This window comes from Aliirhizobium smilacinae (assembly GCF_006335145.1).
Classification (GTDB): Bacteria; Pseudomonadota; Alphaproteobacteria; order Rhizobiales; family Rhizobiaceae; genus Neorhizobium; species Neorhizobium smilacinae.
The window spans coordinates 788482-811922 of record NZ_VDMN01000001.1 but is presented as its reverse complement, the minus strand read 5'-3'; the positions used below and the strand labels follow the sequence as shown (position 1 = coordinate 811922).

27 protein-coding genes and 1 tRNA gene are annotated in these 23441 nt (G+C 58.8%); 9 read left to right on the top strand and 19 right to left on the bottom strand.

Annotated features, from left to right (window positions below):
- Window positions 1–7 precede the first annotated feature (7 nt).
- From FHP24_RS03920 to FHP24_RS03905, 4 genes are all read left to right on the top strand, one after another.
- Window positions 8–979, top strand: a complete 972-nt coding sequence (locus FHP24_RS03920) for a beta-ketoacyl-ACP synthase III (RefSeq protein WP_139673130.1) — start codon at window positions 8–10, stop codon at window positions 977–979.
- A 118-nt stretch (window positions 980–1097) separates the two neighbouring features.
- Entirely contained in the window at window positions 1098–1436 is a 339-nt protein-coding gene (locus FHP24_RS03915) for an integration host factor subunit alpha (protein ID WP_139673127.1), read from the top strand.
- A 240-nt stretch (window positions 1437–1676) separates the two neighbouring features.
- Entirely contained in the window at window positions 1677–2213 is a 537-nt protein-coding gene (locus FHP24_RS03910) for a MerR family transcriptional regulator (protein ID WP_139673123.1), read from the top strand.
- Window positions 2214–2329: 116 nt separating this feature from the next.
- Complete coding sequence (locus FHP24_RS03905) at window positions 2330–2809, top strand: BA14K family protein (protein ID WP_139673121.1); 480 nt, start codon at window positions 2330–2332, stop codon at window positions 2807–2809.
- Window positions 2810–2885: 76 nt separating this feature from the next.
- Here FHP24_RS03905 and FHP24_RS03900 read toward each other — a convergent pair whose 3' ends face one another.
- From FHP24_RS03900 to FHP24_RS03860, 10 genes are all read right to left on the bottom strand, one after another.
- A complete protein-coding gene (locus tag FHP24_RS03900; protein WP_139673118.1) occupies window positions 2886–3269 on the bottom strand; it encodes a c-type cytochrome in 384 nt (127 codons plus the stop codon).
- A gap of 71 nt (window positions 3270–3340) precedes the next feature.
- Window positions 3341–3417 (bottom strand) — tRNA-Pro (locus FHP24_RS03895).
- 153 nt (window positions 3418–3570) lie between these two features.
- The gene (locus tag FHP24_RS03890) at window positions 3571–3885 is read right to left on the bottom strand and encodes a hypothetical protein (RefSeq protein WP_246091664.1); all 315 of its coding nucleotides are present in this window, start codon (window positions 3883–3885) and stop codon (window positions 3571–3573) included.
- Between the two features lie 214 nt (window positions 3886–4099).
- Window positions 4100–4288 (bottom strand): hypothetical protein, encoded by a 189-nt coding sequence (locus FHP24_RS03885; protein WP_139673113.1) that lies wholly within the window; start codon window positions 4286–4288, stop codon window positions 4100–4102.
- Between the two features lie 92 nt (window positions 4289–4380).
- Window positions 4381–4530 carry a hypothetical protein gene (locus FHP24_RS28630; protein WP_180355882.1) on the bottom strand — a complete coding sequence of 50 codons (150 nt, stop codon included), beginning with the start codon at window positions 4528–4530 and terminating at the stop codon, window positions 4381–4383.
- A 71-nt stretch (window positions 4531–4601) separates the two neighbouring features.
- Entirely contained in the window at window positions 4602–4892 is a 291-nt protein-coding gene (locus FHP24_RS29385) for a helix-turn-helix transcriptional regulator (protein WP_139673110.1), read from the bottom strand.
- 30 nt (window positions 4893–4922) lie between these two features.
- A complete protein-coding gene (locus tag FHP24_RS03875) occupies window positions 4923–6185 on the bottom strand; it encodes an O-antigen ligase family protein (protein ID WP_139673107.1) in 1263 nt (420 codons plus the stop codon).
- Complete coding sequence (locus tag FHP24_RS03870) at window positions 6182–7729, bottom strand: undecaprenyl-phosphate glucose phosphotransferase (RefSeq protein WP_139673104.1); 1548 nt, start codon at window positions 7727–7729, stop codon at window positions 6182–6184. Before FHP24_RS03870 ends, FHP24_RS03875 begins: the two co-directional genes overlap by 4 nt.
- A 77-nt stretch (window positions 7730–7806) precedes the next feature.
- Entirely contained in the window at window positions 7807–8964 is a 1158-nt protein-coding gene (locus FHP24_RS03865) for a glycosyltransferase family 4 protein (RefSeq protein ID WP_139673101.1), read from the bottom strand.
- 6 nt (window positions 8965–8970) lie between these two features.
- A complete protein-coding gene (locus FHP24_RS03860; protein ID WP_180355881.1) occupies window positions 8971–9561 on the bottom strand; it encodes a polysaccharide biosynthesis/export family protein in 591 nt (196 codons plus the stop codon).
- 171 nt (window positions 9562–9732) lie between these two features.
- Here FHP24_RS03860 and FHP24_RS03855 point away from each other — a divergent pair, with 171 nt between their 5' ends.
- Window positions 9733–12012 carry an exopolysaccharide transport family protein gene (locus FHP24_RS03855; protein WP_139673098.1) on the top strand — a complete coding sequence of 760 codons (2280 nt, stop codon included), beginning with the start codon at window positions 9733–9735 and terminating at the stop codon, window positions 12010–12012.
- Between the two features lie 7 nt (window positions 12013–12019).
- Here FHP24_RS03855 and FHP24_RS03850 read toward each other — a convergent pair whose 3' ends face one another.
- Window positions 12020–13171, bottom strand: a complete 1152-nt coding sequence (locus FHP24_RS03850) for a GNAT family N-acetyltransferase (protein ID WP_246091593.1) — start codon at window positions 13169–13171, stop codon at window positions 12020–12022.
- 179 nt (window positions 13172–13350) lie between these two features.
- Window positions 13351–13563 carry a DUF2842 domain-containing protein gene (locus FHP24_RS03845; RefSeq protein ID WP_139673092.1) on the bottom strand — a complete coding sequence of 71 codons (213 nt, stop codon included), beginning with the start codon at window positions 13561–13563 and terminating at the stop codon, window positions 13351–13353.
- A gap of 196 nt (window positions 13564–13759) precedes the next feature.
- Here FHP24_RS03845 and FHP24_RS03840 point away from each other — a divergent pair, with 196 nt between their 5' ends.
- Entirely contained in the window at window positions 13760–14860 is a 1101-nt protein-coding gene (locus tag FHP24_RS03840; RefSeq protein WP_139673089.1) for a COX15/CtaA family protein, read from the top strand.
- Here the strand turns inward: FHP24_RS03840 and FHP24_RS03835 are convergent.
- From FHP24_RS03835 to FHP24_RS03820, 4 genes are all read right to left on the bottom strand, one after another.
- On the bottom strand, window positions 14850–15728 hold the full coding sequence (locus FHP24_RS03835; protein ID WP_139673086.1) for an aminoglycoside phosphotransferase family protein: 879 nt from the start codon (window positions 15726–15728) through the stop codon (window positions 14850–14852). The two genes, FHP24_RS03840 and FHP24_RS03835, sit on opposite strands and share 11 nt — an antisense overlap.
- Entirely contained in the window at window positions 15728–16660 is a 933-nt protein-coding gene (argC, locus tag FHP24_RS03830; protein ID WP_139673083.1) for an N-acetyl-gamma-glutamyl-phosphate reductase, read from the bottom strand. Before argC ends, FHP24_RS03835 begins: the two co-directional genes overlap by 1 nt.
- A 73-nt stretch (window positions 16661–16733) precedes the next feature.
- The gene (speB, locus tag FHP24_RS03825; RefSeq protein WP_139673080.1) at window positions 16734–17684 is read right to left on the bottom strand and encodes an agmatinase; all 951 of its coding nucleotides are present in this window, start codon (window positions 17682–17684) and stop codon (window positions 16734–16736) included.
- Between the two features lie 8 nt (window positions 17685–17692).
- The gene (locus FHP24_RS03820; protein WP_139673077.1) at window positions 17693–18037 is read right to left on the bottom strand and encodes an antibiotic biosynthesis monooxygenase family protein; all 345 of its coding nucleotides are present in this window, start codon (window positions 18035–18037) and stop codon (window positions 17693–17695) included.
- A 262-nt stretch (window positions 18038–18299) separates the two neighbouring features.
- On the opposite strand from FHP24_RS03820, the gene FHP24_RS03815 reads away from it, so the two are divergent.
- On the top strand, window positions 18300–19559 hold the full coding sequence (locus FHP24_RS03815; RefSeq protein WP_139673075.1) for a TadE/TadG family type IV pilus assembly protein: 1260 nt from the start codon (window positions 18300–18302) through the stop codon (window positions 19557–19559).
- A gap of 152 nt (window positions 19560–19711) precedes the next feature.
- Here the strand turns inward: FHP24_RS03815 and rpsI are convergent, their stop codons facing one another.
- Both rpsI and rplM read right to left on the bottom strand, forming a co-directional pair.
- Window positions 19712–20179 carry a 30S ribosomal protein S9 gene (gene rpsI, locus FHP24_RS03810; protein ID WP_139673072.1) on the bottom strand — a complete coding sequence of 156 codons (468 nt, stop codon included), beginning with the start codon at window positions 20177–20179 and terminating at the stop codon, window positions 19712–19714.
- A 2-nt stretch (window positions 20180–20181) separates the two neighbouring features.
- Entirely contained in the window at window positions 20182–20646 is a 465-nt protein-coding gene (gene rplM / locus FHP24_RS03805) for a 50S ribosomal protein L13 (RefSeq protein WP_112457226.1), read from the bottom strand.
- 523 nt (window positions 20647–21169) lie between these two features.
- On the opposite strand from rplM, the gene FHP24_RS03800 reads away from it, so the two are divergent.
- Window positions 21170–21598 (top strand): CoA-binding protein, encoded by a 429-nt coding sequence (locus tag FHP24_RS03800; RefSeq protein ID WP_139673069.1) that lies wholly within the window; start codon window positions 21170–21172, stop codon window positions 21596–21598.
- Window positions 21599–21603: 5 nt separating this feature from the next.
- On the opposite strand, the gene FHP24_RS03795 is transcribed toward FHP24_RS03800, so the two are convergent.
- Window positions 21604–21930, bottom strand: a complete 327-nt coding sequence (locus FHP24_RS03795; RefSeq protein ID WP_246091591.1) for a DUF6455 family protein — start codon at window positions 21928–21930, stop codon at window positions 21604–21606.
- 219 nt (window positions 21931–22149) lie between these two features.
- Between FHP24_RS03795 and FHP24_RS03790 the strand changes: the two genes are divergently transcribed.
- Entirely contained in the window at window positions 22150–23436 is a 1287-nt protein-coding gene (locus FHP24_RS03790) for an O-acetylhomoserine aminocarboxypropyltransferase (RefSeq protein ID WP_139673064.1), read from the top strand.
- Window positions 23437–23441 lie beyond the last annotated feature (5 nt).

Here is a 23441-nt window from a genome sequence, read left to right as displayed (position 1 = left end):
ATTGAGAATGATCCGATCAGTAGTATGCGGTTATGGGGCGGCGCTCCCGAAGCGGGTGATGACCAACCGGGATCTGGAAAGCATCGTCGATACGACCGATGAATGGATCGTGCAGCGTACGGGCATCACGCAGCGCTACATCGCCGGTGAAAACGAGACGACGGCATCCCTCGGGGAACAGGCGGCAAGAGCAGCACTCGCCAACGCTGGCCTGACACCTGACGATATCGATCTTGTTCTGGTTGCCACATCGACGCCGGATAACACTTTTCCCGCGACCGCGGTCGACATCCAGCGTCGGCTTGGCATGAATCACGGTTATGCCTTCGACATGCAGGCTGTCTGTACCGGTTTCGTTTATGCGATGGCGACGGCGGATCTGCACATCCGTGGCGGCATGGCGCGGCGCGCGCTGGTCATCGGCGCAGAAACATTCTCGCGCATTCTCGATTGGAAGGACCGCACCACCTGCGTACTTTTCGGTGATGGCGCAGGCGCCGTCGTGTTGGAGGCGCAGGAGGGTGAGGGGACCACGAGCGATCGCGGCATCCTCACGGCCAAGCTGCGCTCAGACGGCTCCCACAAGGAGAAGCTCTATGTCGATGGTGGTCCGTCCTCGACCGGAACCGTCGGTCACCTGCGCATGGAAGGCCGCGAGGTTTTCAAGCATGCAGTCGCGATGATTACCGACGTGATCGAGGGTGCATTCGAGGCAACCGGAACGACCGCCGAGGATATCGACTGGCTGGTCCCGCACCAGGCAAACCGCCGCATCATCGACGCATCGGCGAAGAAGCTCAGCATTCCGCCGGAAAAAGTGGTGGTGACGGTCGATCTGCACGGAAATACCTCCGCGGCATCGATCCCGCTGGCGCTTTCCGTCGCCTGTGCCGATGGCCGGATCAAGAAAGGCGATCTCGTCATGCTCGAAGCAATGGGCGGCGGCTTCACCTGGGGTTCCGTTCTCGTTCGGTGGTAAGCGCGCCACGGTCATCTGGAACAAATAGCTGATTGGCGACAGGTGCTTGACCCTAGTCGCCAAGCAAAATAGTCTTAGTTGGCTTTGACGAGATCAATTTGCAAACTGGGCGGGGATCATGGCCGGAAAGACAGTGACGCGTGCAGACTTGGCGGAATCGGTGTTTCGCAAGGTTGGGCTCTCTCGGACTGAATCTGCCGAGCTCGTCGAGACGGTGATCGACGAAATCTGCAACGCGATTATTCGCGGCGAGGTCGTCAAGCTCTCCTCTTTTGCGACCTTCCAGGTCCGGTCGAAAAACGAGCGGATCGGACGCAATCCCAAGACGGGCGAAGAAGTGCCGATTTCTCCGCGTCGGGTCATGACCTTCAAGGCCTCCAATGTTCTGAAGCAGCGGATCTTGAAGTCCCACACCAGCCGCAAGGCCAAGCAGAAGTCTGCGGCTCCGGTCGCTTAAGCCTGCGGCGAGCCCGTATTTTACCTCATTCCTGTGAACATGCTTGAATCTTCGGCCTCAACCCATTGAGATAAGTGGGAATCAGGGCGTAGTCTCGTGTATCGCGCTGGACATCGGAATCGATGTTCCGAATACGCGATGCGTAGATTATGATGTGCTGCAGAGTCGTTTTCGCGCCAGATCTGACGCCCGGTTCTGCGCCGTAGGTAGGCTTCAAAGCCGCTGTCTGGAGGTTTGAGCGTGGACAAGAGCCCGGATGCATTTCGCACCATCAGCGAGGTGGCGGATGATCTCGATCTGCCGCAGCACGTGTTGCGTTTCTGGGAAACCCGTTTCACTCAGATCAAACCGATGAAACGTGGCGGCGGCCGGCGTTATTACCGCCCGGAAGACGTCGAGCTTCTGAAAGGCATCCGTCATCTGTTATACGATCACGGTTATACGATCAGAGGCGTCCAGAAGCTTCTGAAGACGAACGGCAACAAGTTCGTTGCCGCCATCGCATCGGGTGATATGGCCACCATGGACGCGATTATCGCCTCCAGCGGCGAAAAGCATGCGGAACCGAAGGTCAGTTCTTCCGAAGAGGACCAGGTTCTGGGCCGCCCGAAGGTGAAGCCCAGCGGTCGCTTTTTCGGCTTCGGTTCGTCCAGCGACGAGGGCGGGCTGGAAGTGTCGATCGGAAAATCGAGCGTCGGCAAGGAGGACAGGGCGTTGCTGCAGGAGGCACTGTTCGATCTCCTGGAATGCAAGCGACTGCTCGATCAGGTTCGCTAACCGCATCGAAAACCGACACTACACCGATCTGTGATCACCGGATTTTTACCGTTCACCTCTGGTTCAGCGCGCAAATCACATCATTTACCTCAGGGAGACATTCCGAGGAGAATGAAATGAAGAAACTTGCAATAATCCTGGTATCGGCAATCACCGCCTTTTCTGGTGTAGCACCGGCACAGGCATTTCCAACGGCAAGCGCCCCAACGGTACAGACGTCGCAGCCTGTAGAAATGGTACAATGGCGCGATGGACGTCCTGATTGGCGCCGCAGCAGCCCCCGTTATTATCGCGACGATGGTCGCCGCTGGCGTGACGACCGCCGCTGGCGCGACGACAGACGGTATGGCGACCGTCGTTGGCGTCGGGATCGTCATCACGGCTCGAATGCCGGTGCGATTATCGGCGGATTGGCAGCCGGCGCCATCATCGGCGGCGCGCTTGCTCAGCCGCGTTATGCACCGCCGCCGCGCCGTTATGTCGGCGGCAACAGCCATGCTAACTGGTGCTACGCCCGCTACCGCTCGTACCGAGCCTATGACAATACGTTCCAGCCCTATAATGGCCCACGCCAGCAGTGCTACTCGCCCTATTGATGAGGCTGATCTTTATCTGATCGATTATGCCGCTCCGGATTTCGGGGCGGCATTTTTTTAAAATAGGGGAGGGGTTTTAAGGATTGGCCTTGAGATAAGCGATCAGATCGTCGATCTCGGACTGAAACCATAGTCCCCAGAAACGCATGCTGGTATTCGGCACCTTCGTCTTGGGGCTGGAGAGAAACTCCGCAAGCGTTTTGTCGTCCCAGACCAGGCCGGCGTCCCCAGCTTGCGTCATCGCTTTGGAGTACCGGAAATCGCCAATACTGCCGGCAGGTCTTCCGACCACGCCCTTCAAGTGGGGGCCGATCTTGTTCATATCGCTGTCGATCACATGGCAGGGGGCGCAGACTTTGAACACGCGCTCGCCATGTCCGAGATCGGCAGCAAGGCTTGCTGACGAAATGAATAAAGACAGTGCACAGAAGAACAGGAGTTTTGGGAGTGCGATCGGCATTGTTGACAAGACCTCATGCGGATCGCAGGTGCCAAGGCATTTCGTAACTGGAATTCAGCGGGGGAAATAATTGGTCGGAATGGCGGGATTCGAACCCACGACCCCTTGACCCCCAGTCAAGTGCGCTACCGGGCTGCGCTACATTCCGACCTGCTTCGAGAGCATGTTTTCCATACTGGGATGACATTGCCGGCGCAAGCGAAAAATCCTGATAAGGCCGCTGCTTGCACATCATCCAACGAAAAAGTCCTGCCGGGCTCTCATCGCGCGGCAGGACCGGATCTCTCGGTGTCGGCCTGTATCAGATGATCGGGCAACCGCGACGTTTGGCAAACGTAATCCGATCGGGGCCGCGGCGCGTCATGCCTTCGACGGTAACGCTACGGGAGGTCTCTCGAACGACTTCGGGACGACGCAGGCCTTCGTTGCGAGCCGCAGCGCGAGCTTCTCCCGGGCTGCATCCGCGACCCCTTTCGCTGTAACGATCGCGATCACGATCTCTGTCGCGATCTCGAATGACCGGGCGCACGCCATCCGGACCAATGCGCAGTTCTACATCCTGGGCGGCAGCCGGCATCACGAATACCGAAGACGCTGCAATAGATAGGGCTGCCATGAGCCCGATTTTCGATGCCATCTTGAACACCTTTTCTCCTCCGCGCCGACGTCGCTATGTCGTGCACCATTAATATAGTCACAAGAATGTAACCCGGCGACGGACTGAAAGGTTCCGCGACAGGATGGATTTGAGCTGAAGTATAGGGAAAGCATTCCATGCGGAAGGAGAAGCACTCGGCGCGGAGTGCTATCTCAAGATAGCGGCGATAATTTTAGCGGAAGCGTGGTGCCCGGCTGGCATTCATCAGCAATTCCTGCTGCGTTGCGAAAGGGCCGAGAAGCTTGAGAAGCCTGGTTTCTTCCTCGGTGTCGAGGCGATAGCGTCGGGCAAAATCCGCCACGCTCCAGACCTTCCGCAAGCCCTTCTCTTCAATTTCAGCAATGCTGAGATGCGATGTCATGTGAACCCCTCTTCGTGTTCAGAGACTTTGCTAAAGGCAATTTGAATTAAGTATGCGCTTTTGTAGTTAAGTTTATATGCGCAATTTTACTTTTATTGTTCTTTTACCTGCACGCCATTTTCACCGATGCTGATGGAAACACCTTCAGGCTTTGTTTCTTCCCGATAGACGTAGAAGCTTAAGCCTGCGACGACCACGATCAGTGCGCCGATGAGAAGGTAGAGGTTATTACTGCGAGCCATACGTGTCCCCGATATTGATTGCGGCGGATAAACGCGTGGGAAGTCAAATGGTTCCGGTGAATTCGAAGAATTTAATCGTCATTCGTCGCATTCAGATTTTGCGGTCTGATACCTTCGTCCGGCGGCTGCGAATGCAACCTCACTCCCGGCCCCGACGCATCATGCTGACCGGCGGCGACAAAGACGACGCCGCGGGATTCAAACACGCGTTTCAGTTTCTCGGCAAGTTCCGGATCGGCATTGCCGGCGGAAGTTTCCGCATCGCGAAGGGTCTCGGCGGCGATCCCTGCCGCTTCAGCGAGGTCTTCTATCGAAATCCCGATCAGCGCTCGGGCAGCGCGCAACTGTGATGTGGTAAGCATCTTTATGATTTGGAATGGTTCCGGCCGAAGTCAAGCGGCTCCGGAGGTGACCATTGCCGCTTCGGCGCGTTGCCTGCGCATATAACGATGCTCGAGCGCGTAGCAGCCCCACAGCAGCCCGAGAAGCAGGTAGAAATGCCGCCAGTGATCGGTGTCGATCACGTTGCCGATAAGTGCATGTCCGAGGATCATCACCCAGGCAATCATCAGATAAGGCTGCCATGGTCTTTCCCGCAACAAATAGCGAAAACCCATCCAGATCGTCGACCAGATCATGATCTGATAGGTCACAGCGCCTAGCCACCCATAGGTCGTCAGCGACTTCAGCCAGATATTATGCTCGTCCTCTCCATAAATCTTGCCGAACGCCATGGGACCTAAGCCAAGCGGCCGCTCCATCGCCATCAGGAAGCCGATCTTGTGCCGTTCGAAACGGCCCAGCCTGGCGCCGTCATATTCCTGCACAAGCCGGGCGCGGTTGGTGAAGAGGTCGGAGATCTGTGGGATCTGAAGCGCGATCACCAAGGCGAGAATGAGCGCCAGTGCTGCGATGGCCGAGATCGTCAGGATCTTCAGCCGAAAGGTGGTCGTTCGTTCTTTCAGCAGCATGACGATGACGAGGGCAATGCCGCTGAAGAACAGCAGGCCCCATGCTGCGCGCGAAAAGGAGAGGAATACGCCCAGAACCAGCACGAGGATACCGGCGATCAGCAACGGCGCCATCAGGATACGGCCCGTCAGCAGCCGGTAGAGCATGTAAAGGATCGGGGCCACAAGAAAGGGGCCGAATACGTTCGGGTCCTGAAACGCGCCCATGGCCCGGTCATACCGGGTAAAGACATGCGAGCCCGGAAAGGCGTTGAAATAGCCTAGAATGCCCAGAATCGCGGTGATAATTGCCGCAACCACCCAGACGCGGAAGATCAGTTCGAACCGGGCAGGATCGTCTTCGATGATCGCGGCATAAAACACCGAACTCAGCGCCAGGAAAATCGACACCGCGAAATACATCGGGGCACCGCTCATGTCCTTCATCACGGTGATCGAGAACAACCCGCCGATATTGAAGACGAGCAGCAGAGCCAGAAGAAGACAGACGGTGCGCGAAAGACGCAGGCCGAGCAGGAACCAGATGGCGATCTGCACGACCATGATGAGTTCGTATGGCGCAGGCTCGGAGATGACGAAACCCGAAAGAAAGACCCCGAACGCCAGAAGGCCAGACCCGAGAAGTCGGGCGATCTGTACTGTCGAAAGGCGCTGGGCCTGAGTTTCGAAATCCGCCGTGGTCAATACGCGTTGTCCGTGTTGAGCAAGCTGATCGGGGTCATGAACAGGATCTTCAGGTCGAAGAGCAGCGACCAGTTTTCGATATAGTCCAGATCATGTTGGGTCCGGGCGCGGATCTTTTCGTCCGAATCGAGCTCGCCGCGAAGCCCCTTGATCTGCGCCCAGCCGGTAACGCCGGGTTTCACCCGGTGACGGGCGAAATAGCTTTCGATGACATCGACATATTTGCGCTCGCCCGTCTGGGCATGAACCGCGTGCGGCCGCGGTCCGACCAGCGAAAGCTCGCCCTTCAAGACATTGAACAACTGCGGCAACTCGTCGATCGAGGATTTGCGCAGGAAACGACCGACCGGCGTGACGCGCGGATCACCCTTGGTGACGGCTTTGACCGCCGTCTGGTCGCTCATGTTCGTGTACATAGAGCGGAATTTCAGGACCTTGATGATCTCGTTGTTGAAACCGTGCCGGTTCTGTCGAAACAGGATCGGTCCCTGCGACGTGGTTTTCACGGCGATCGCGGCACCCAGCATGATCGGCCAGAGAAGCGTGATTGCGATCACGGTGAAAACGATGTCGAAGGCCCGTTTGGCGACAGAGTCCCAGTCGCGGATCGGCTTGTCGAAAATGTCGAACATCGGCACCGTACCCACATGCGAGTAGGATCGGGGCCGGAAACGCAGGCGGTTGGCATGCGCTGCGAGCCGGATGTCGACGGGAAGGATCCAAAGCTTGCGCAGGAGCTGGAGAATGCGCGCCTCGGCACTCGCCGGCAGCGCGATGATCAGCATGTCGATACGGGCAAGCCGGGCGAATTCGATCAGCTCGGCAAACGTGCCGAGCTTAGGATAACCTGCAACAACACTTGGAGAACGGTCGCTGCCGCGGTCATCAAAAATGCCGCAGATGCGGATGTCATTGTCCGGCTGCTGTTCCAGTGCGCGGATGAACTGTTTTGCAGGCTCACCGCCGCCGACGATGACAGCGCGGCGTTCCATCACGCCATTGCGTGCCCAGTTACGGATCGCATAAGCCGTCAGAAGACGTTCACAGAGCAGAAAGGTGCCGCCGCACAGGAACCAGATCGTGGCTGCTTCGACGGGATAAAGCACTCCCTCCGCGATCGACACGCCGAGATAGGTCAGAACGAAGCCGATGGCCCACGATGCAAGCACTCGTTTGGCATTGCGCCGCGCGGCGCGGATCGAGGGAATGAGATAGGTATCGGCGAGCTGCAGGATTAACACCGTCAACGTTGCGCCGACTGCAGTGACGACGAAACGCGTCAGGAAATGGCTGTCTGCAGGGACGGGTTCCATGTAGCAGGCAAGCAGGCCTATCGCGAGAAGGGATACGAGTTCGAACAGGCGGAACTGTCCGATCAGCATGGTCGGCGAATAATTGTTGTCGCGAAACTGGTCGGCGATCTGCTTGGCAAATGGATTAAGCTCGACGGGCGTAGCCGGCCCATCACCATGTGATCCGCCGTCGGCGACGCTGCGGCGCAATGCGTCGAGGTCCAGGTCCGGCCGATTGCCCAAGTCGCTCATGAAACGGTCCCTTGTCTCCCGGTTATTATCGGAGAGATCATGGGAAATCGCTTATCAGGAAGATGCTAAGGAAGCCTTTAGGCTGGCTTCCGGATGCCGGCGGGAAGTGCCTCCCGATAAAGCCCAAGCATGTCGCGCGCCATCACCGGCGCGGAAAATACGGCCTTGAAAGCGGATGGTTTCGGCATGGTGCGGGCGCGCCAATCCGGCTGGGTTGCTGCCGCGGTCATGATGCGGGAAAGATCCTGCGCGTCGCCCGGAATAGCAAGAGCTTCGCTGTTTTCGCCCAACACTTCCGGTATTCCACCCACTCTCGATGCGATAACGGGCTTGCCGGCTGCGAGTGCCTCAAGCACGATATAGGGCATCGCCTCGGCACGGGACGGGACAACGATGGTCTTGGCCAGCGCAAATGCCTTGCGGGCCGGCATTGCAGGCAGCATCTGCATGCGCCGATCTAGCCCGAGTTCCGAAATCATCGCCCTGTATTTATCCTCGTCGGGGCCATCGCCGATCAACATTGCCGTCAACGGCCGGCCGACACGTCGTTCGGTGCGCAGAAAGGCATCGATGAAGACGTCCGGGCCCTTCATGTCCCGCATCATACCGATAAACAGAAAATCCGCGGCATCCGGCTCCATCGTAACGGGTGCAAATTCCGCTTCGTTTATGCCGTTATAGATGACCTGTGAATGCGGCCTCGGCCTGCCGACCTTGGCCTCGTAGGTTCGCCTCTCGTAGTCGCAGACGAAGGCGATGGCATCGCAGAAGTTTTCCTGGAAGCGCTCAAGCCTGAGTACGATCTGCCCGGTCGCGGATGACGAGGCAAAATGCAGGCTGCCGCCATGCGGAGAATAGACGCGGGCTACGCGATACTTGTTTACCCGCAACACTGAGCCGATCATCCGGGCCACTGCGCCACCCTTGGCGCCATGTCCGTGCAGAATGTCCGGCTGCAAACTTTTTATATGTTGATAGCTCTTGGCGAGAGCGATCATGTCCGAGGGCGATATGGCCCGTCGCATCGGCAGGCGCGTCAGTCCCAATGCAAGCCGCGGCCTGATCGTTTCGAAAAGCGCGTCCTCGTAGGCGCCGCCCGTGGAACTGTCGCACAGGATGCCGACCTGATGGCCCGCCGCACTGTGTTCTTCCACCAGGTCGCGCACATGCCGGAAGATCCCGCCTATGGGGTTGCGGAAGCAATGCAGAATGCGCAAGGGGGGTGAGGGCGGCATCTTGGGTCAGAACAGACGCTCGCGGACATAGATCGTGTCGCCGGCAAGGATGGGGGCAGTGACGGTCGTCCGTCCGGTTGCCACCTGTCCGTTGATCTTGCGGGTCACGTCCACATCCCGTTCGTTGCCGCGCGAGGTAAAGCCGCCGGCAATTGCGATCGCATTCTGGGCCGTCATGCCTGGTACATACGAATACTGGCCGGGCCGTCCGACTTCGCCCATAACGAAGACGGGGCGGTATCGATCGATTTCGATGCTGACGTCCGGATCGCGCAGGTAACCCTTTTTCAAGCGGGTTGCGATCGCGCCTTCGAGTGCCGGCAGGGTCTGGCCGCGGGCGGCAACCTGTCCGACCAGCGGGAAGGCGATATAACCAGCCTGATCGACCGTATAGGTATTGGTCAGTCCAGTCTGTTCGAAGACGGTGACGCGCAGGCGGTCGCCGCTATCCAGCCGATAGGGCTGCAGCGCGGCCGTCTCGAATCCCTTCGATGGCGGCGGGCTGGATGCGCAGCCGCTCAACAGCGCGGCAGCGGCGACCATGGCGGCTGCCAGCACCTTATGGGTCTGCACTTGTCTGCGTCGGGCAAGGACCATGTCCCACTCAGGCTCCGGCTGTTCATACCATTTCATCCGTTATGGATCTGTTAGGGTTAATGGCCGGTAAAAGCCGGACCGAAAATCAGCGACTTCGAAAATATAAGGTCATTAACCACAGGGTTACTACGGTCCTTTACCATTCGCTGAATTGAGACGGTGGAGTGTGTGATGTCGGGTACCAACGGCAATTACCAGGACGTGGATATCGATCTGGGCCGCGTGATTGCCGCCGTATGGGCGCGCAAGGGCCGGATCCTTGCCGTCACCGCCTTCGCCGCCGTGGCCTCGCTTGTCATCACCAGCATGATGACGCCAAGCTATAAGGCCGAGACGAGGCTACTGATCGAATCCCGTTCGCCGAACCTGAGCGGCGGGGAGGGTGCTGCCGCGGGTAACGATCCGGTGCTGGACAGTCTCAACATCACCAGCCAGGCGCAGCTCCTGCAATCGACGGATCTCATCCGTCGTGTCGCCCGCGAACTGAACCTCGCGCAATATAAGGAGTTCGATCCGGCCGCCCGGTCGCTGCTGCCCGATCTTCTCGTCATGGCCGGCCTGAAGCCAGACCCGATGGCGCTTGATCCCGAAGACCGCGTCGTGGAGAAATTCCGCGAGAGGCTGGAAGTCTACGCGGTCGAAAACTCCCGCGTGATCGGCGTCGAGTTCTCCTCGCACGATCCGATCCTTGCCTCCGCCATCCCCAACAAGATGGCCGAGGTCTATCTTCAGTTACAAAGCGGCGCCAAGCTCGATACCCATTCGGAAACGGCCAAATGGCTGGAACCGGAGATCGCAAATCTGACCCGGAGGGTGAGGGAGGCCGAGAGCAAGGTTGCCGAATATCGGTCCAGCAACGGCCTGTTCCGGACGAACGAGACCAACAGTTTTTCAAGCCAGCAGTTGAACGACATCTCCACCGAATTGACGCGGGTGCGTGGCGAACGCGCCAATGCCGAGGCGAAAGTGGAAAATGTCCGTGTCGCGCTGAGCGCAGGGCGGGATTCCGATACGATCGCCGATGTCGTCAGCTCGCCGGTCATCCAGCGGCTGAAGGAAGCCGAAACCAATCTTCAGGCGCAGATTTCCGATCAGGCGACATCGCTTCTCGACGGTCATCCCCGGATCAAGGGTCTGCGCGCGCAGCTTGCGCAGATCCGCCAGCAGATCGCCAGCGAGACCCGGAAAGTTCTGGCAAGCCTTGAGAGTGAGGCAGAGGTTTCGCGTCTGCGCGAGCAGCAGCTCATGACCCAGCTTAATACGCTGAAGGCCGACTCCGCCCGCGCCGGGGAAGAGGAAGTTGGACTTCGTGCGCTGGAGCGTGAGGCCACTGCACAGCGTCAGTTGCTGGAGACTTATCTTGCCCGCTATCGCGAGGCGACTTCGAGGCTTGATGGAAATGCCACGCCGGCCGATGCCCGCGTCGTTTCCAAGGCAGTGGAACCGTCCGAGCCCTATTTCCCCAAAGTCATCCCCATCGTCATCGTCGTGACGCTTGCCACATTGATCGTCAGTTGCCTGATCGTGATGATTTCGGAGTTGTTCAGTGGCCGGGCTCTGAGGCCGATCAATCGCGAGGTTTTGCCTGAAACCGCGCCTGTACGGGACCGTGAAAAGACGGCAGAGGCACCGGTGCCTGTCGCCGCGCCAGCTGCTGCCGTTACTGCCGTCCTGACTGAAACGCAGGTTGAAACGAAAGCGTTGCCCGAGCCGAAGGCAGCAATAGAGCGAACATCAGAGGTCCGTACCACGGTTCTGTCACCTGCGCCTGTTGCTGGTCCACCAGCAGCGGTCGTTGAAGTCGCGTCTCCAGAGCCTGCCGTATCAGATGAGACGGAAGTTGCGCCCGTAATCGATACAGGCTTCACCATCGGCTCGGTCGCTCATTATCTTCAGCGCCATGCGGTGCCGGTTGCTGTTGCCGTATCCCCGGTCGGTGATGAAGGGTCTACGGCGACCGTCCTCTTGGCGCGCGCCGTGGCCGAATCCGGACGCACCGTCATCCTCATCGATCTGACTGGATCGGCCTGCCCGACGCGCCTGATGGCAGAGCATGACCGTCTTCCGGGGATCACCGATCTTCTTTGCGGAGAAACCGCGTTCGGCGAAGCCATTCATCCCGACCGTCTGTCCGAAGCCCATATCGTGCCGCAGGGCGTGTCCGACCCGGTCCGTGCCATGCGCGGCGCCGATCGCCTGACGATGATCATCGATGCGCTTGCCGATGCTTATGACCTCGTGCTGATCGAATGCGGCCCGGCGGATACGACCAGCCTGAAACGTCTGGTGCGCGCAGACGGAACGGAGATCATTCTTTCCGTTCCGGGCTTTACCGAAGATGCGATCGCTGAACTCGTGATCACCTATGCCGACGCAGGGTTCCGCAACCTGCTGGTTATGGCGCAGCCTGACGACCGGCAGTCGCCATCATCGCGCCGCAGCGCCGCCTGAAATCCGGTCAGTCCTGTCCGCCATGGCGGGAGCGCCAGCGCTGCGCCATTGCATAGAGCCGATGGTTGCGTTTGATCGCCGTCTTGATACCGGTCTTGCCCAGATGCAGATAAGCCAGCGCAGAACCCCTAGCGCTGATCGGCAGAAGCATGTCGTGCTGCACGGTCTCCTGGCTGCACCAGCTGCGCTTGTAAGGCTGGTCGCCGATGCCGAAATCGAAAAGCGTCGCCCCGTCCTCGATGCTGCGCTCGATCGCCAGCCAGAAGAGAAGCTCTCCCGGGCTTGCATCGGCTCCAACGCTATCGTCGATGGAACTGAACTGGCAAAGCACATGGCCGCCTTTGCGTGACAGGCCGGTGACCGCCGCGATATGGCCGTCATGTTCGCCTTTCAGCCTTATGGCATGCATCGAGAGCGGCTTGTCCTGGCCACGTTGAGGCGCATCGAGCAGCCTGTGCAGAAAATCACGCGTCTGCGCGGCTGCAAACACATCCGGCAGGCCGAATGCCTTCAGCCGCTCGCTCTTCTGCGCAAAGAACCGGTCGAGAAGCGCATGTTGTTCTTCCGCAGCATGTGCCACGACATAGTCGAAACCGCCGATCGCCTCCAGCCGGCGGACCTGGACACGGTACTTCTTGCGCCGCGCCTTGGCGTTTACCTGCGAAAGCGTCGCCTCCATCGTGGCGAACAGCGGTAGCTGAAACGAGTGGTTCTGGTTCTCGATGGAAGCGAGGCCGCTCAGCGGATGCGTGATGCCCTTCCACGCGAGCGGAACCTCGTCGATCACAACCAGGTCGGCAGCGTTTCGAAGGGATCGCGCGAGCGCGGCCTTGAATTGCCGCAGTTTATCCGCGTTCGGCGCGGCGAGCGCCTCGTCGAAAAGCCCGGTACTGATATTGTTGAAACGGCCGCCCGGCAGCCGGGCGATGCGGCCTAACCGGCCTCTGATGATCTCCAGCGGCAGCAGAAACTGGATGCGAGGGCCGATGGAGCCGGTGACAGCCAACAGATCGCTCTGATGAGCCGCGGTCCAGGCGCGGCACCAGTCGAGGCCCTGATTGAGGGAGTTCCATTCTCGGCCCTCAAGACGCCGCCATTCGTCTTCGATCAGCGAAACGTCGCGCACCAGGGCAATTTCGAGTTCACCAAAAGGCAGCATTGGCTTCTCATCCGTCCTGGAGAGAACCAACGGGTCATTTGCCTCGTCCTGATTTGCCCTTGCAGTCATTCACCACCCAATATGCCGATCGATATATTGGCCGGTGAGCACGAAGAATGCGTTTATGAGGCCAACGAACGGCACGGAAGCGCCGGGTCTGGTTAACCCGCGGTGTACGGCTACCGCTTCGGTCTCGGGCCGGCCATCCATTTGATGATCAGCATCGCCGGCAGGATCCAGAGCAGGCCGGATAGCAGGAAGTAGAGGAAATGCACCCACCAAGGCGAGGTGGCGAGCGTCAGCGTTGCAATCGTCGTTGCGGCAAGCGCATAGGTGATCACAAGCACGATAATGAGAATGGTACCGACAAAACTTCTCCAACGCGGCACCAGACGTCCTCCCCATGCCCCTCGTGGCCGCGACCGGATGCCGCAAAGCCTTGGGGCTTGTTTTGCACCGGTCCATGAGGCAAATCAACGTGGGAACCGGAGACGATGTGCCACAGCGGCGCGTTGTCTCATAAATGACGGGCCGATGCGCACCCCATGAGCGGCCCGAACCAGGCCATCAATGGCAGGAGTCGTCACCATGTCGGCAACCGACACAATCATCATCGAAGCGACACGCGAAACCGGGCGGCTCGACCGTAACCGCAAGGCGGTCCGCATCTGGCTCGGCGTCGTCATCTTCACGCTCTTCTGTCTTGTCCTTGTCGGTGGCGCCACGCGGCTGACTGACAGCGGCCTTTCGATCACCGAATGGAAGCCGATCCACGGCGTCATCCCGCCGCTCAATGCTGCGGAATGGCAGGAGGAATTCGAGCTATACCAGCGTATTCCGCAATACCAGCTGCTCAACAGCCATATGACCGTCGAGGAGTTCAAGTCGATCTTCTGGTGGGAATGGGCGCACCGGTTTCTCGCCCGTTCGATTGGTATCATATTCGCGCTGCCGCTCGCCTTCTTCTGGCTGACCGGCCGTATCGAAAAGCGCGTCCGTTTGCCCTTGGTCGGCACATTGGCGCTCGGTGGTTTTCAGGGTTTTATCGGCTGGTGGATGGTCTCGTCCGGCCTCACCAAGCTGACGAGCGTTTCGCAATACCGCCTCGCCACCCATCTCGTCATCGCCTGTCTGATCTTTTCCGCCTGTGTGTGGATCATGCGCGGGCTGGCGTCGCATACGAAGGACCGCGCACCCACGGACAAGTCGAAATGGGCGGCCGGCGGAATCGCCTTTCTCGTGCTGTTCCAGATCTATCTCGGTGCGCTTGTCGCCGGTCTCGATGCGGGCTTGAGCTACAATACATGGCCGATGATGGACGGTGCCTTCATTCCCGGTGACCTGTTCATCCAGAACCCCTGGTGGATCAATCTCTTCGAAAACCCCAAGACGGTTCAGTTCGTGCACCGCTGCGGCGCTTATGTGCTCCTGGTCGTCGTCTTCCTGCACATGATCGTCTCGCTGTCGAAAGCGCCGGCGACAACCCATGCCCGCCGTGCTGTGCTGCTGTTCATCCTCGTGTCCATTCAGGCGGTAATCGGCATTTCGACACTCATCTTTCAGGTGCCGCTCGATATGGCGCTCGCCCATCAGGGCATGGCGCTGATCGTGCTCGGTTTTGCCGTTGCACATTTCCGGGCCTTCTTCGGCGAATATAAGCGGGAAACGGCAATCGAGGTCAGGAGCTGAAAGCACGCTCGTCGAGCAGGCGTTTCGCAACCTTCAGGAAGGCAAAGCGCTCCATCGCGTTGCCTTTTCCTGAAATCCTGTCTCCGCCTTCCAGCGACCAGCAGATCGAAAGCCCTGCATGCGCGATCGCGTAGCGCAGGATTTTTTCCCGGTCGCAGCCGATGGCCGGTGCGAACAGTCCGAGAAGCCGGATGATCCTTCGGGGATCGATGATCTCGGCAAACGCGCCATCCGGGTTGCCGAAGACATTGGCGACATCATAGGCAGGATCACCCAAAAGCCCTTGAGGATCGATGGCAAGCCATCCTCGCTCTGAGCCGCTGACGATGTTCTCATGATGCAGATCACCATGGAGCGGACGAATGTCGGTCTGGAATGAAAGCAATTCGTCTGCGATGCATGCGCTGTAGGTAAGGGCGGCTGAGAGATCGGCATTGTCTTCTTTTGAGGCCCGCTCGAATAACGATTGGAAATGCCGCCTCAGCGGGACTAGGCTATCCGGCGGAATGTCCGCTGAGGTCGAGTGCATCTCACTCAGAACGGACAGGATAATGCTGTTGGCCGCGTCCTCTCCATGCTCAAGACGATAATCCTTCAGCATAAGTGTGCCTGCGTCTTCAAGAAGACAGCATGTGCGCAGGCGGTCCAGAAGCCGGACACTCCCGTGACCCTTTCGCCAATCGAGAAAGTCGATGCCGGAAAGTTCGTGCAGCCCCTCCGGTTTCAACTGTTTGGTGATCGCCTGTGAGCCATCGCGGCGACGGACGCGATGGACGTAGCTGGTGCGGGTATCCGCGATCAGTTCGGCGGACTGGATGTCCCATCGTTCCACAAGTTCTGTGGGAAGGGATGGGGCCGAACCTGTCATCAGGCAGACAGCATCAGGTCCATGTTCTGCACGGCAGCGCCCGAAGCGCCCTTGCCGAGATTGTCGAGCAGCGCCACGAGATTGACATGCGCACCACCCGGCGTGCCGAACACGAAGAGCTTCATCCTATCGGTATTGACGAGTTCTTCCGCATCGACCCGCCCAAGCTTTGCACTTTCTTCGAGCGGCACGACGGTGACGATATCCTGGCCGGCATAATGCGCAACGAGTGCGGAATGAATGCCCTCGATCGTCGCGCCGTCCTTGAGGTCGTCGAGGAACAGCGGCACCTGCACGATCATGCCCTGAGCGAAGCGGCCGACCGACGGCGAAAAGATGGGAGCGCGGTCAAGCAGGCCATGCGTCTTCATCTCTGGCACATGCTTGTGCTTGAGCGTCAGGCCATAGAGGAAATTATTGGCGGGGATCGCGTCTTCGCGGGACTGGTCTTCCATTTGGCCGATCATCTGCTTGCCGCCGCCGGTATAACCGGAGACCGCATTGACCGAGACCGGATATCCGTCGGGTAGGATGCCGGCGGCCCTGAGCGGCCGGATGACGCCGATCGCACCGGTCGGGTAGCAGCCCGGATTGGCCACATGGCGGGCAGCCTTGATCTTGTCGGCCTGCGCCTTGTCCATCTCGGCAAAACCATAGGCCCAGTCGGGCGCGATCCGGTAGGCGGTCGATGTGTCGATGATCCGTACGCTGTTGTTGCCGGACAGCATCGAGACGGCTTCCTTGGAAGCGTCGTCCGGCAGGCAAAGGATGGCAATATCGGCGCTGTTGAGCAGGTCTTCGCGCATGGCGGCGTTGCGCCGCTCGGCTTCCGGGATCGACAGAAGCTCGACGTCGCGGCGGCCGGCCATGCGGGTGCGGATCTGCAATCCCGTAGTACCGTGTTCGCCATCGATGAAGATCTTTGCTGTCATTGCCTTTGTCCTGTTAAATCAGTGCCTTGGATAGGAAGCTGGAATCACTTTACCAGCCTTTTGAATCAGTTTGTTAAAGCCGGGCCAGACGCTCGGCTCTGAGCCCGAGCATATACATTGCAACACTTGCCCCGGCAATGGCGGTGATATCCGCATGATCATAGGCCGGCGCCACCTCCACCACGTCGGCACCGCGGATATCCAGTCCTCCAAGCTTGCGCAGCACGGAGAGGATCCTTGCGCTCGATGGCCCGCCGGCAACAGGGGTGCCGGTGCCGGGTGCAAACGCCGGGTCGAGGCAATCGATATCGAAGGTGAGATAGACCGGCCGGTCGCCGACATGCGCGAGGATCGCATCGGCGATCTGCTGCGCGCCCATATCCTCGACATCGTAGCCGTGCAGGATTTTTATGCCGAAATCCTCGGGTGCATGGGTGCGGATGCCGATCTGGATCGAATGTGCCGCGTCGATGACGCCTTCGCGCACCGCACGGGCGACAAACGAGCCATGGTCGATCCGTTCGCCGTCGTCGTCCCAGGTATCTTGATGGGCGTCGAAATGCACAAGGGCGAGGGGCCCATGTTTTTCGGCATGGGCCTTGAGCAGCGGCCAGGTGATGAAATGGTCGCCGCCGAGCGACAGCAGGAAAGTCACCGATGCGATGATCTTCGCCGCCGTCTCCTCGATCAGTTCGGGTGTCCTCTGATGATTGCCGTAGTCGAGTAGCACGTCGCCATAATCGACCACAGTCATCGCCTCGAACAGGTCGCGTGAAAACGGATATTGCGGGTCGTTATCGAAGATTGCCGAAGCACGGCGGATCGCCTGCGGCCCGAATCGGGCGCCGGGTCGGTTGGAGACAGCTGCATCGAAGGGGATACCGAGCACCACCACATCGGCGCCATCGATCTCCTTGGAATAGCGCCGCCGCATGAAGGAGAGGGCGCCCGCATAGGTCGGATCGGTCGCTGCACCCCGCAGGGATTTGGCATTAAAGGCGTTATCGATCGATTTGCTCGCCATTCTCTATCCTATCTTTCGAACCCGTAGGCCCGCTCCACCCGCGCGATCCGCACTTGATAGTCCTCGTACCAGCGCTCTCGGCCCAGTTTCTGAGCTGCTGCATGAGAGACGACGGTCTTCCATGCCCTGATGCTGTCTTCGTCCTTCCAATAGGAATTGGTAATTCCGAACCCGTCAATGCCGCGCGCACTTTCGACGCCGAGAAATCCCGGCTGCTGGCTGGCAAGCTCCACCATCGCATCGGCCATAGTGTCGTAGCCACGATCACCCTCGGTACGACTGGAGGAAAAGGCGACGACGTAATAGGGCGGTTCCGGCAAGCGGGCGTAAGGGGAAGTGGGCGTGCTCGACATGGCAGATCGTCTCTCGGTTTTGATCGATTCCCGCATGTTGGCCACGTCGGCGTAATAGGCAAATCTCAATTGTTGATCGATTGCCCAGAGAGTGCCGGAACCCGATCTCATGCGGGTAAAGGAGGCGCGATTTAAGCGCTGCGGGAGCCTGGCATGGCTAACAGGTGATGAACGAGACAATCCTAGATATTTCATTCAGGCACATTTAAAGGCTCTCGCGCTATTCGGACACTCTGTCATGATTTCGGGGTGATTGTTGATAATGTTAGCATTTTTTAATGTTTTCTTGGCTAACGGGCGCAGATTAGGCGCGGATCGGGGTGGGAATTTTGCCATAGCCACGGCAGTCATGCTGCCGGTCCTGATCGTGGCAGGCGGCGGTGCCGTCGATGCGTCTTCTGCCTATTTTGAGCGGAGCAGGATCCAGGGGCAGCTCGATGCCGGGATACTCGCGGCAGCTGGCCAGAGCGACACCACCAAGCGGTTTGCCACCGCTGCGGGGTTCTTGCCTGCCATATCTAATGGCGCGGGTGAAAACCCTCTCGTGGTGACCAACAACAGCGATGGCAGCGTGTCTGGCACCTACACCTACATGGCGCCGAACTCTTTTCTTGGCATTGTCGGTATCGACAGCTTCAAGCTGGTGGTCACCGCGACGGCGATGGCAAAAACCAAGTCCGCAGGAGAGACCAACAGCGCGGCCGAAGCCTGCATCCATGTGCTTGGCAATGCCTCGCAAGCCGTGCTGATCAATTCCGGCGCAAACGTGAAATCCGAAAAATGCGGCATCGACGTTCTTTCCACGTCGGCCCCGGCATTCATTATGAACGCCGGTGCGAAGATCGAAACACCGCGCTTCTGCGTCAAGGGCACGAACTATATCAAGAATGGTGGCACTCTCACGAACCTGCTGACCGGCTGTGCTGCTTCCGGTGACCCTTATGCAGGCGCGATGCCGGAGCCGACGCTCCCTTCGAAATGCGAGACATCAGGCGTGCCTTCGGGCACGAGTTTTACATTGAAGCCCGGCATGCATTGTGACGTGACGTTTAACGGAAGCCCGAAGGTAACCTTCGCGCCCGGCCTCCACATCATCAAGGGGCGTATGATCATCAATTCCGGTGCGACTGTTTCCGCCGAGGGCGTCACCTTCTTTTTCCCGGACGTCTATAGCGAGATCCGCGCCAATGGTGGCCTGACCTTCAATGCGTCGGCCCCCACCACGGGCGTATACGGTGGAATCTTGATGTTCGAGGCAACCGCCAGCGCATCGAACAATTCGAACAAACAGCAGTATATATTCAACGGATCGGTGAGTGAGACGCTAAGCGGCATCATCTACCTGCCGAACCGCGACGTTACCTATAATTCGAAGACGAACCAGACGAGCCGCATCAACATGGTCGTCAACACGATGATCATGAACTCTTCCAACTGGGACATCGAGCCTTACGAAGGAGGGTCTTCGAGCGGCCAGTCTGGTTCCGGCTCCGGTCCAGGTTCCGTGAGGCTGATAAACTGACGGAAAGCTCCTGCCTCGTCGCTTCTGGCCGCCGCCCTCCCGAAAATGGGGGCGGCATTTTTTGTCCACACGCTGCGAGTTTTTCGCCGGATGCAAAACGAAAAAGGCGGAGCCGAAGCCCCGCCTTTCGAAAAGCATAAATCCGAAAGCGATTAACGCTTGGAGAACTGGAAGGACCGGCGAGCCTTGGCCTTACCGTACTTCTTACGTTCGACGACGCGGCTGTCGCGGGTCAGGAAGCCACCCTTCTTCAGGACCGGACGCAGGCCAGGCTCGAAGTAGGTGAGAGCCTTGGAGACGCCGTGACGAACAGCGCCGGCCTGACCGGAAAGACCACCGCCAGTGACGGTTGCGATGATGTCGAACTGACCGGTGCGGGCAGCCGAAACCAGCGGCTGCTGCAGGATCATCTGAAGGACCGGGCGTGCGAAATACGCGGTAAAGTCCTTGCCGTTGACAACGATCTTGCCGGAGCCGGCCTTGACCCAGACGCGGGCAATGGCGTTCTTGCGCTTGCCGGTTGCGTAGGAGCGACCCTGCGCATCGACCTTACGGACGTGAACCGGTGCTGCCTGGCCTTCAGCCGGAGCGAGGTCCTTCAAAGAGGAAAGATCGGCCATTATCAGGCGCTCCTTGTGTTCTTGCTGTTCAGCGAAGCCACGTCGAGAGCGACCGGCTGCTGTGCTTCATGAGGATGGTTCGAGCCGGCGTAAACGCGCAGGTTCTTCATCTGGCGACGTCCGAGCGGGCCGCGCGGGACCATGCGCTCGATGGCCTTCTCGATAACGCGCTCCGGGAAGCGGCCTTCGATGATGGCGCGTGCAGTACGCTCCTTGATGCCGCCCGGGTAACCGGTGTGCCAGTAGTACTTCTTGTCGGTGTACTTCTTGCCGGTGAGGACGCACTTTTCAGCGTTGATGATGATGACGTTGTCGCCGTCGTCAACGTGCGGGGTGTAGGTAGCCTTGTGCTTGCCGCGCAGACGGTTGGCAACGAGGGTGGCGAGGCGGCCGACAACGAGCCCTTCGGCGTCGATGATCACCCACTTCTTCTCCACCTCTGCAGGCTTCTGAACGAAGGTAGACATGGTTTTCTCTTTCGTTTGGTCCTCAGGACCGAAACCGGTCACCAAGGCGTTTCTTGTTGCTTGAATTGACTGTCTTGACGACGCCAAAAAGAAAGCGGGCCCGTTAAGGTCCGCAATCTGGCGCGCTTATAGCGTGATGAGGAAAAACGGTCAACTTTGTCTGCTAATGGATTTGAAAAATAAACATAACAAAAACAATGGCTTGTTTGTGGGGTATATCGATACCACAAAAAATCCATCGCCCGGCTTGTTTCCTCTTGTCCGGCCGAGACACGGATGGGATGCCGCAAGTTAATATTAGTAAATTTTCATTAAGATATAAGGTGTGTCTAATATGGCAGGAACAAAACTGGAATGTTCCGGAAACAAATAATGCTGATCCCTGCTAAGATCCTGAGGTCGGCATCAGCGACTATGTGAAGCGCTGTCTCTATCACATGGATATTGGCGAGGGCCGCCCCGAAAGACTACATAAGCGGACAGACAGCCGAACAGGCCAAGGCAACGTTTGGGAGTGCCGCATATGAACCATGATCTTTATGAAGACGACTATATCGCCGGGATCCTGAAGGAGACCCGCACGATCGCTCTTCTGGGAGCGTCGCCTAAGCCGGATCGGCCGAGCTATGGCGTCATGCGTTTCCTTATCGCGCGCGGTTATACGGTCCATCCCGTCAATCCGGGGCAGGCGGGCAAGGAAATCCTCGGGCGCAAAACCTACGCCACACTTGCCGACATTCCCGAACCGATCGACCTGATAGACGTCTTTCGCGCACCGGAATATCTGGACGGAGTCGTCGACGAGGCGCTGGCACTAAAAACCCAGCCTGCCGCGATCTGGGCACAGCTTGGGGTACGCGACGACGCCGCCGCCGCCAAGGCCGAGGCAGCGGGTATCAAGGTCGTGATGAACCGCTGCCCAGCTATAGAGTATCCGAGGCTCGTCGGCTGACGGCGTCAGCCGTGCAGCAGTTCCGGATCCGCACGCATCGTGTTGAGACTTGCTGCGTTACCGCAATAGCCAACAAACTCCTGGCCTGCGACCTCGGCTTCAAGGTCGCGGCGACAGCGGGTCTTGGACCTGCATTTGCTGCAAGTGAGCTGCATTTCCCGGTATAGAGCGGGATGCAGCAGGGCCACGTCGCTTTGGTCGATGTTGAGTGCCCCCATCATCTCGATCATTTCATCGGCGGCGTGTGGCCCTGCCTTGACCAGCTGCAGCAGGTCATCCGGTGCAATCGCGCAGTCCTTGGAAATCTGCCGTATCGTTGCTTCGTCCAGCATGGCGATTTCCTCCGATTCCGCCGATGCTGACCAAGCCTCTGCGCACCAGCTCAAGAACCGCCGCGAGATGCTTGTATGTTCCTCGAATGCCATCCTTCCCATGACGTCCTCCTTTGTTTCCAGAAAGATGCGCCGGGCAGAATTATATTCCTTGATCCCCGTCAACGTCCGCGCTTTGCTGCAACAAGATAAAAAAGCTCACATTTTAGGGAGGGTGCGATGTCGCCGTTAAATCCGGGATTTTCTACGCTTGCAGTCCATGCCGGAGCCGCACCGGACCCAACGACCGGGGCGAGGGCGACGCCGATCTACCAGACGACGTCCTTCGTTTTCAACGATGCCGACCATGCGGCAGCACTCTTCGGCCTTCAGCAGTTCGGCAATATCTATACGCGGATCATGAACCCGACCCAGGCCGTGCTCGAGGAGCGGGTGGCAGCACTCGAAGGCGGTACGGCGGCGCTTGCCGTCGCCTCCGGCCACGCGGCCCAGATGCTGATTTTCCACACGATCATGCAGCCCGGCGCAAATTTCGTCGCGGCGAGACGGCTCTATGGTGGCTCGATCAATCAGTTCGGCCACGCATTCAAGAATTTCGACTGGCATGTGCGTTGGGCCGATACCGATGACCCGGCAAGCTTCGAAGCTGCGATCGACGATGAGACGCGCGCGATCTTCATCGAAAGCCTTGCCAATCCGGGCGGCACTTTTGTCGATATTTCCGCGATCGCCGATATTGCCCACCGCCGCGGCCTGCCTTTAATCGTCGACAACACTATGGCTAGCCCCTACCTCTTGCGCCCCCTTGAGCATGGCGCCGACATCATCGTTCATTCGCTGACGAAATTTCTCGGCGGCCATGGAAATTCGATGGGTGGTATTCTCGTCGATGGCGGCACATTCGACTGGTCGAAATCCGGCAAATATCCGATGGTGTCAGAGCCTAGGCCGGAATACGGCGGCATCGTATTGCACGAGACTTTCGGCAATATCGCTTTTGCGATCGCCGCCCGTGTACTTGGCCTGCGCGATCTCGGGCCGGCGATTTCCCCCTTCAACGCCTTCATGATTCAGACCGGTATCGAGACCCTGCCGCTCCGGATGCAGAAACACTGCGACAATGCGCTGGAAGTCGCCAGATGGCTGAAGCAGCATCCAAAAATCGCCTGGGTCAATTATGCCGGGCTGGAGGATGATCCCAATCATTTGCTGCAGCAGCATTATTCACCGAAGGGGGCGGGATCTGTCTTCACCTTCGGCATCCGGGGCGGATACGAGGCGGGCAAAAATTTTGTCGAAGGGCTGCAGCTCTTTTCGCATCTCGCCAATATCGGCGATACCCGCTCGCTTGTCATCCATCCGGCATCGACCACCCACCGCCAGCTGACCGAAGAGCAGCAGATCGCAGCGGGTGCCGGTCCCGATGTTGTGCGCCTGTCGATCGGTATCGAGGACGCCGCCGACATTATCGCGGATCTCGATCAGGCACTGGCGAAAGTCACCTGACGCTT

What these genes read in the sequence shown, in the direction of transcription:
- FHP24_RS03920 (WP_139673130.1), top strand. Translation starts at nt 8, where the DNA reads ATGATCCGATCAGTAGTATGCGGTTATGGGGCGGCGCTCCCGAAGCGG.
- FHP24_RS03915 (WP_139673127.1), top strand. Translation starts at nt 1,098, where the DNA reads ATGGCCGGAAAGACAGTGACGCGTGCAGACTTGGCGGAATCGGTGTTT.
- FHP24_RS03905 (WP_139673121.1), top strand. Translation starts at nt 2,330, where the DNA reads ATGAAGAAACTTGCAATAATCCTGGTATCGGCAATCACCGCCTTTTCT.
- FHP24_RS03900 (WP_139673118.1), bottom strand. Translation starts at nt 3,269, where the DNA reads ATGCCGATCGCACTCCCAAAACTCCTGTTCTTCTGTGCACTGTCTTTA.
- FHP24_RS03890 (WP_246091664.1), bottom strand. Translation starts at nt 3,885, where the DNA reads ATGGCAGCCCTATCTATTGCAGCGTCTTCGGTATTCGTGATGCCGGCT.
- FHP24_RS03885 (WP_139673113.1), bottom strand. Translation starts at nt 4,288, where the DNA reads ATGACATCGCATCTCAGCATTGCTGAAATTGAAGAGAAGGGCTTGCGG.
- FHP24_RS28630 (WP_180355882.1), bottom strand. Translation starts at nt 4,530, where the DNA reads ATGGCTCGCAGTAATAACCTCTACCTTCTCATCGGCGCACTGATCGTG.
- FHP24_RS29385 (WP_139673110.1), bottom strand. Translation starts at nt 4,892, where the DNA reads ATGCTTACCACATCACAGTTGCGCGCTGCCCGAGCGCTGATCGGGATT.
- FHP24_RS03870 (WP_139673104.1), bottom strand. Translation starts at nt 7,729, where the DNA reads ATGAGCGACTTGGGCAATCGGCCGGACCTGGACCTCGACGCATTGCGC.
- FHP24_RS03865 (WP_139673101.1), bottom strand. Translation starts at nt 8,964, where the DNA reads ATGCCGCCCTCACCCCCCTTGCGCATTCTGCATTGCTTCCGCAACCCC.
- FHP24_RS03860 (WP_180355881.1), bottom strand. Translation starts at nt 9,561, where the DNA reads ATGGTCCTTGCCCGACGCAGACAAGTGCAGACCCATAAGGTGCTGGCA.
- FHP24_RS03855 (WP_139673098.1), top strand. Translation starts at nt 9,733, where the DNA reads ATGTCGGGTACCAACGGCAATTACCAGGACGTGGATATCGATCTGGGC.
- FHP24_RS03850 (WP_246091593.1), bottom strand. Translation starts at nt 13,171, where the DNA reads ATGCTGCCTTTTGGTGAACTCGAAATTGCCCTGGTGCGCGACGTTTCG.
- FHP24_RS03840 (WP_139673089.1), top strand. Translation starts at nt 13,760, where the DNA reads ATGTCGGCAACCGACACAATCATCATCGAAGCGACACGCGAAACCGGG.
- FHP24_RS03835 (WP_139673086.1), bottom strand. Translation starts at nt 15,728, where the DNA reads ATGACAGGTTCGGCCCCATCCCTTCCCACAGAACTTGTGGAACGATGG.
- argC (WP_139673083.1), bottom strand. Translation starts at nt 16,660, where the DNA reads ATGACAGCAAAGATCTTCATCGATGGCGAACACGGTACTACGGGATTG.
- speB (WP_139673080.1), bottom strand. Translation starts at nt 17,684, where the DNA reads ATGGCGAGCAAATCGATCGATAACGCCTTTAATGCCAAATCCCTGCGG.
- FHP24_RS03820 (WP_139673077.1), bottom strand. Translation starts at nt 18,037, where the DNA reads ATGTCGAGCACGCCCACTTCCCCTTACGCCCGCTTGCCGGAACCGCCC.
- FHP24_RS03815 (WP_139673075.1), top strand. Translation starts at nt 18,300, where the DNA reads ATGTTAGCATTTTTTAATGTTTTCTTGGCTAACGGGCGCAGATTAGGC.
- rpsI (WP_139673072.1), bottom strand. Translation starts at nt 20,179, where the DNA reads ATGGCCGATCTTTCCTCTTTGAAGGACCTCGCTCCGGCTGAAGGCCAG.
- rplM (WP_112457226.1), bottom strand. Translation starts at nt 20,646, where the DNA reads ATGTCTACCTTCGTTCAGAAGCCTGCAGAGGTGGAGAAGAAGTGGGTG.
- FHP24_RS03800 (WP_139673069.1), top strand. Translation starts at nt 21,170, where the DNA reads ATGAACCATGATCTTTATGAAGACGACTATATCGCCGGGATCCTGAAG.
- FHP24_RS03795 (WP_246091591.1), bottom strand. Translation starts at nt 21,930, where the DNA reads ATGCTGGACGAAGCAACGATACGGCAGATTTCCAAGGACTGCGCGATT.
- FHP24_RS03790 (WP_139673064.1), top strand. Translation starts at nt 22,150, where the DNA reads ATGTCGCCGTTAAATCCGGGATTTTCTACGCTTGCAGTCCATGCCGGA.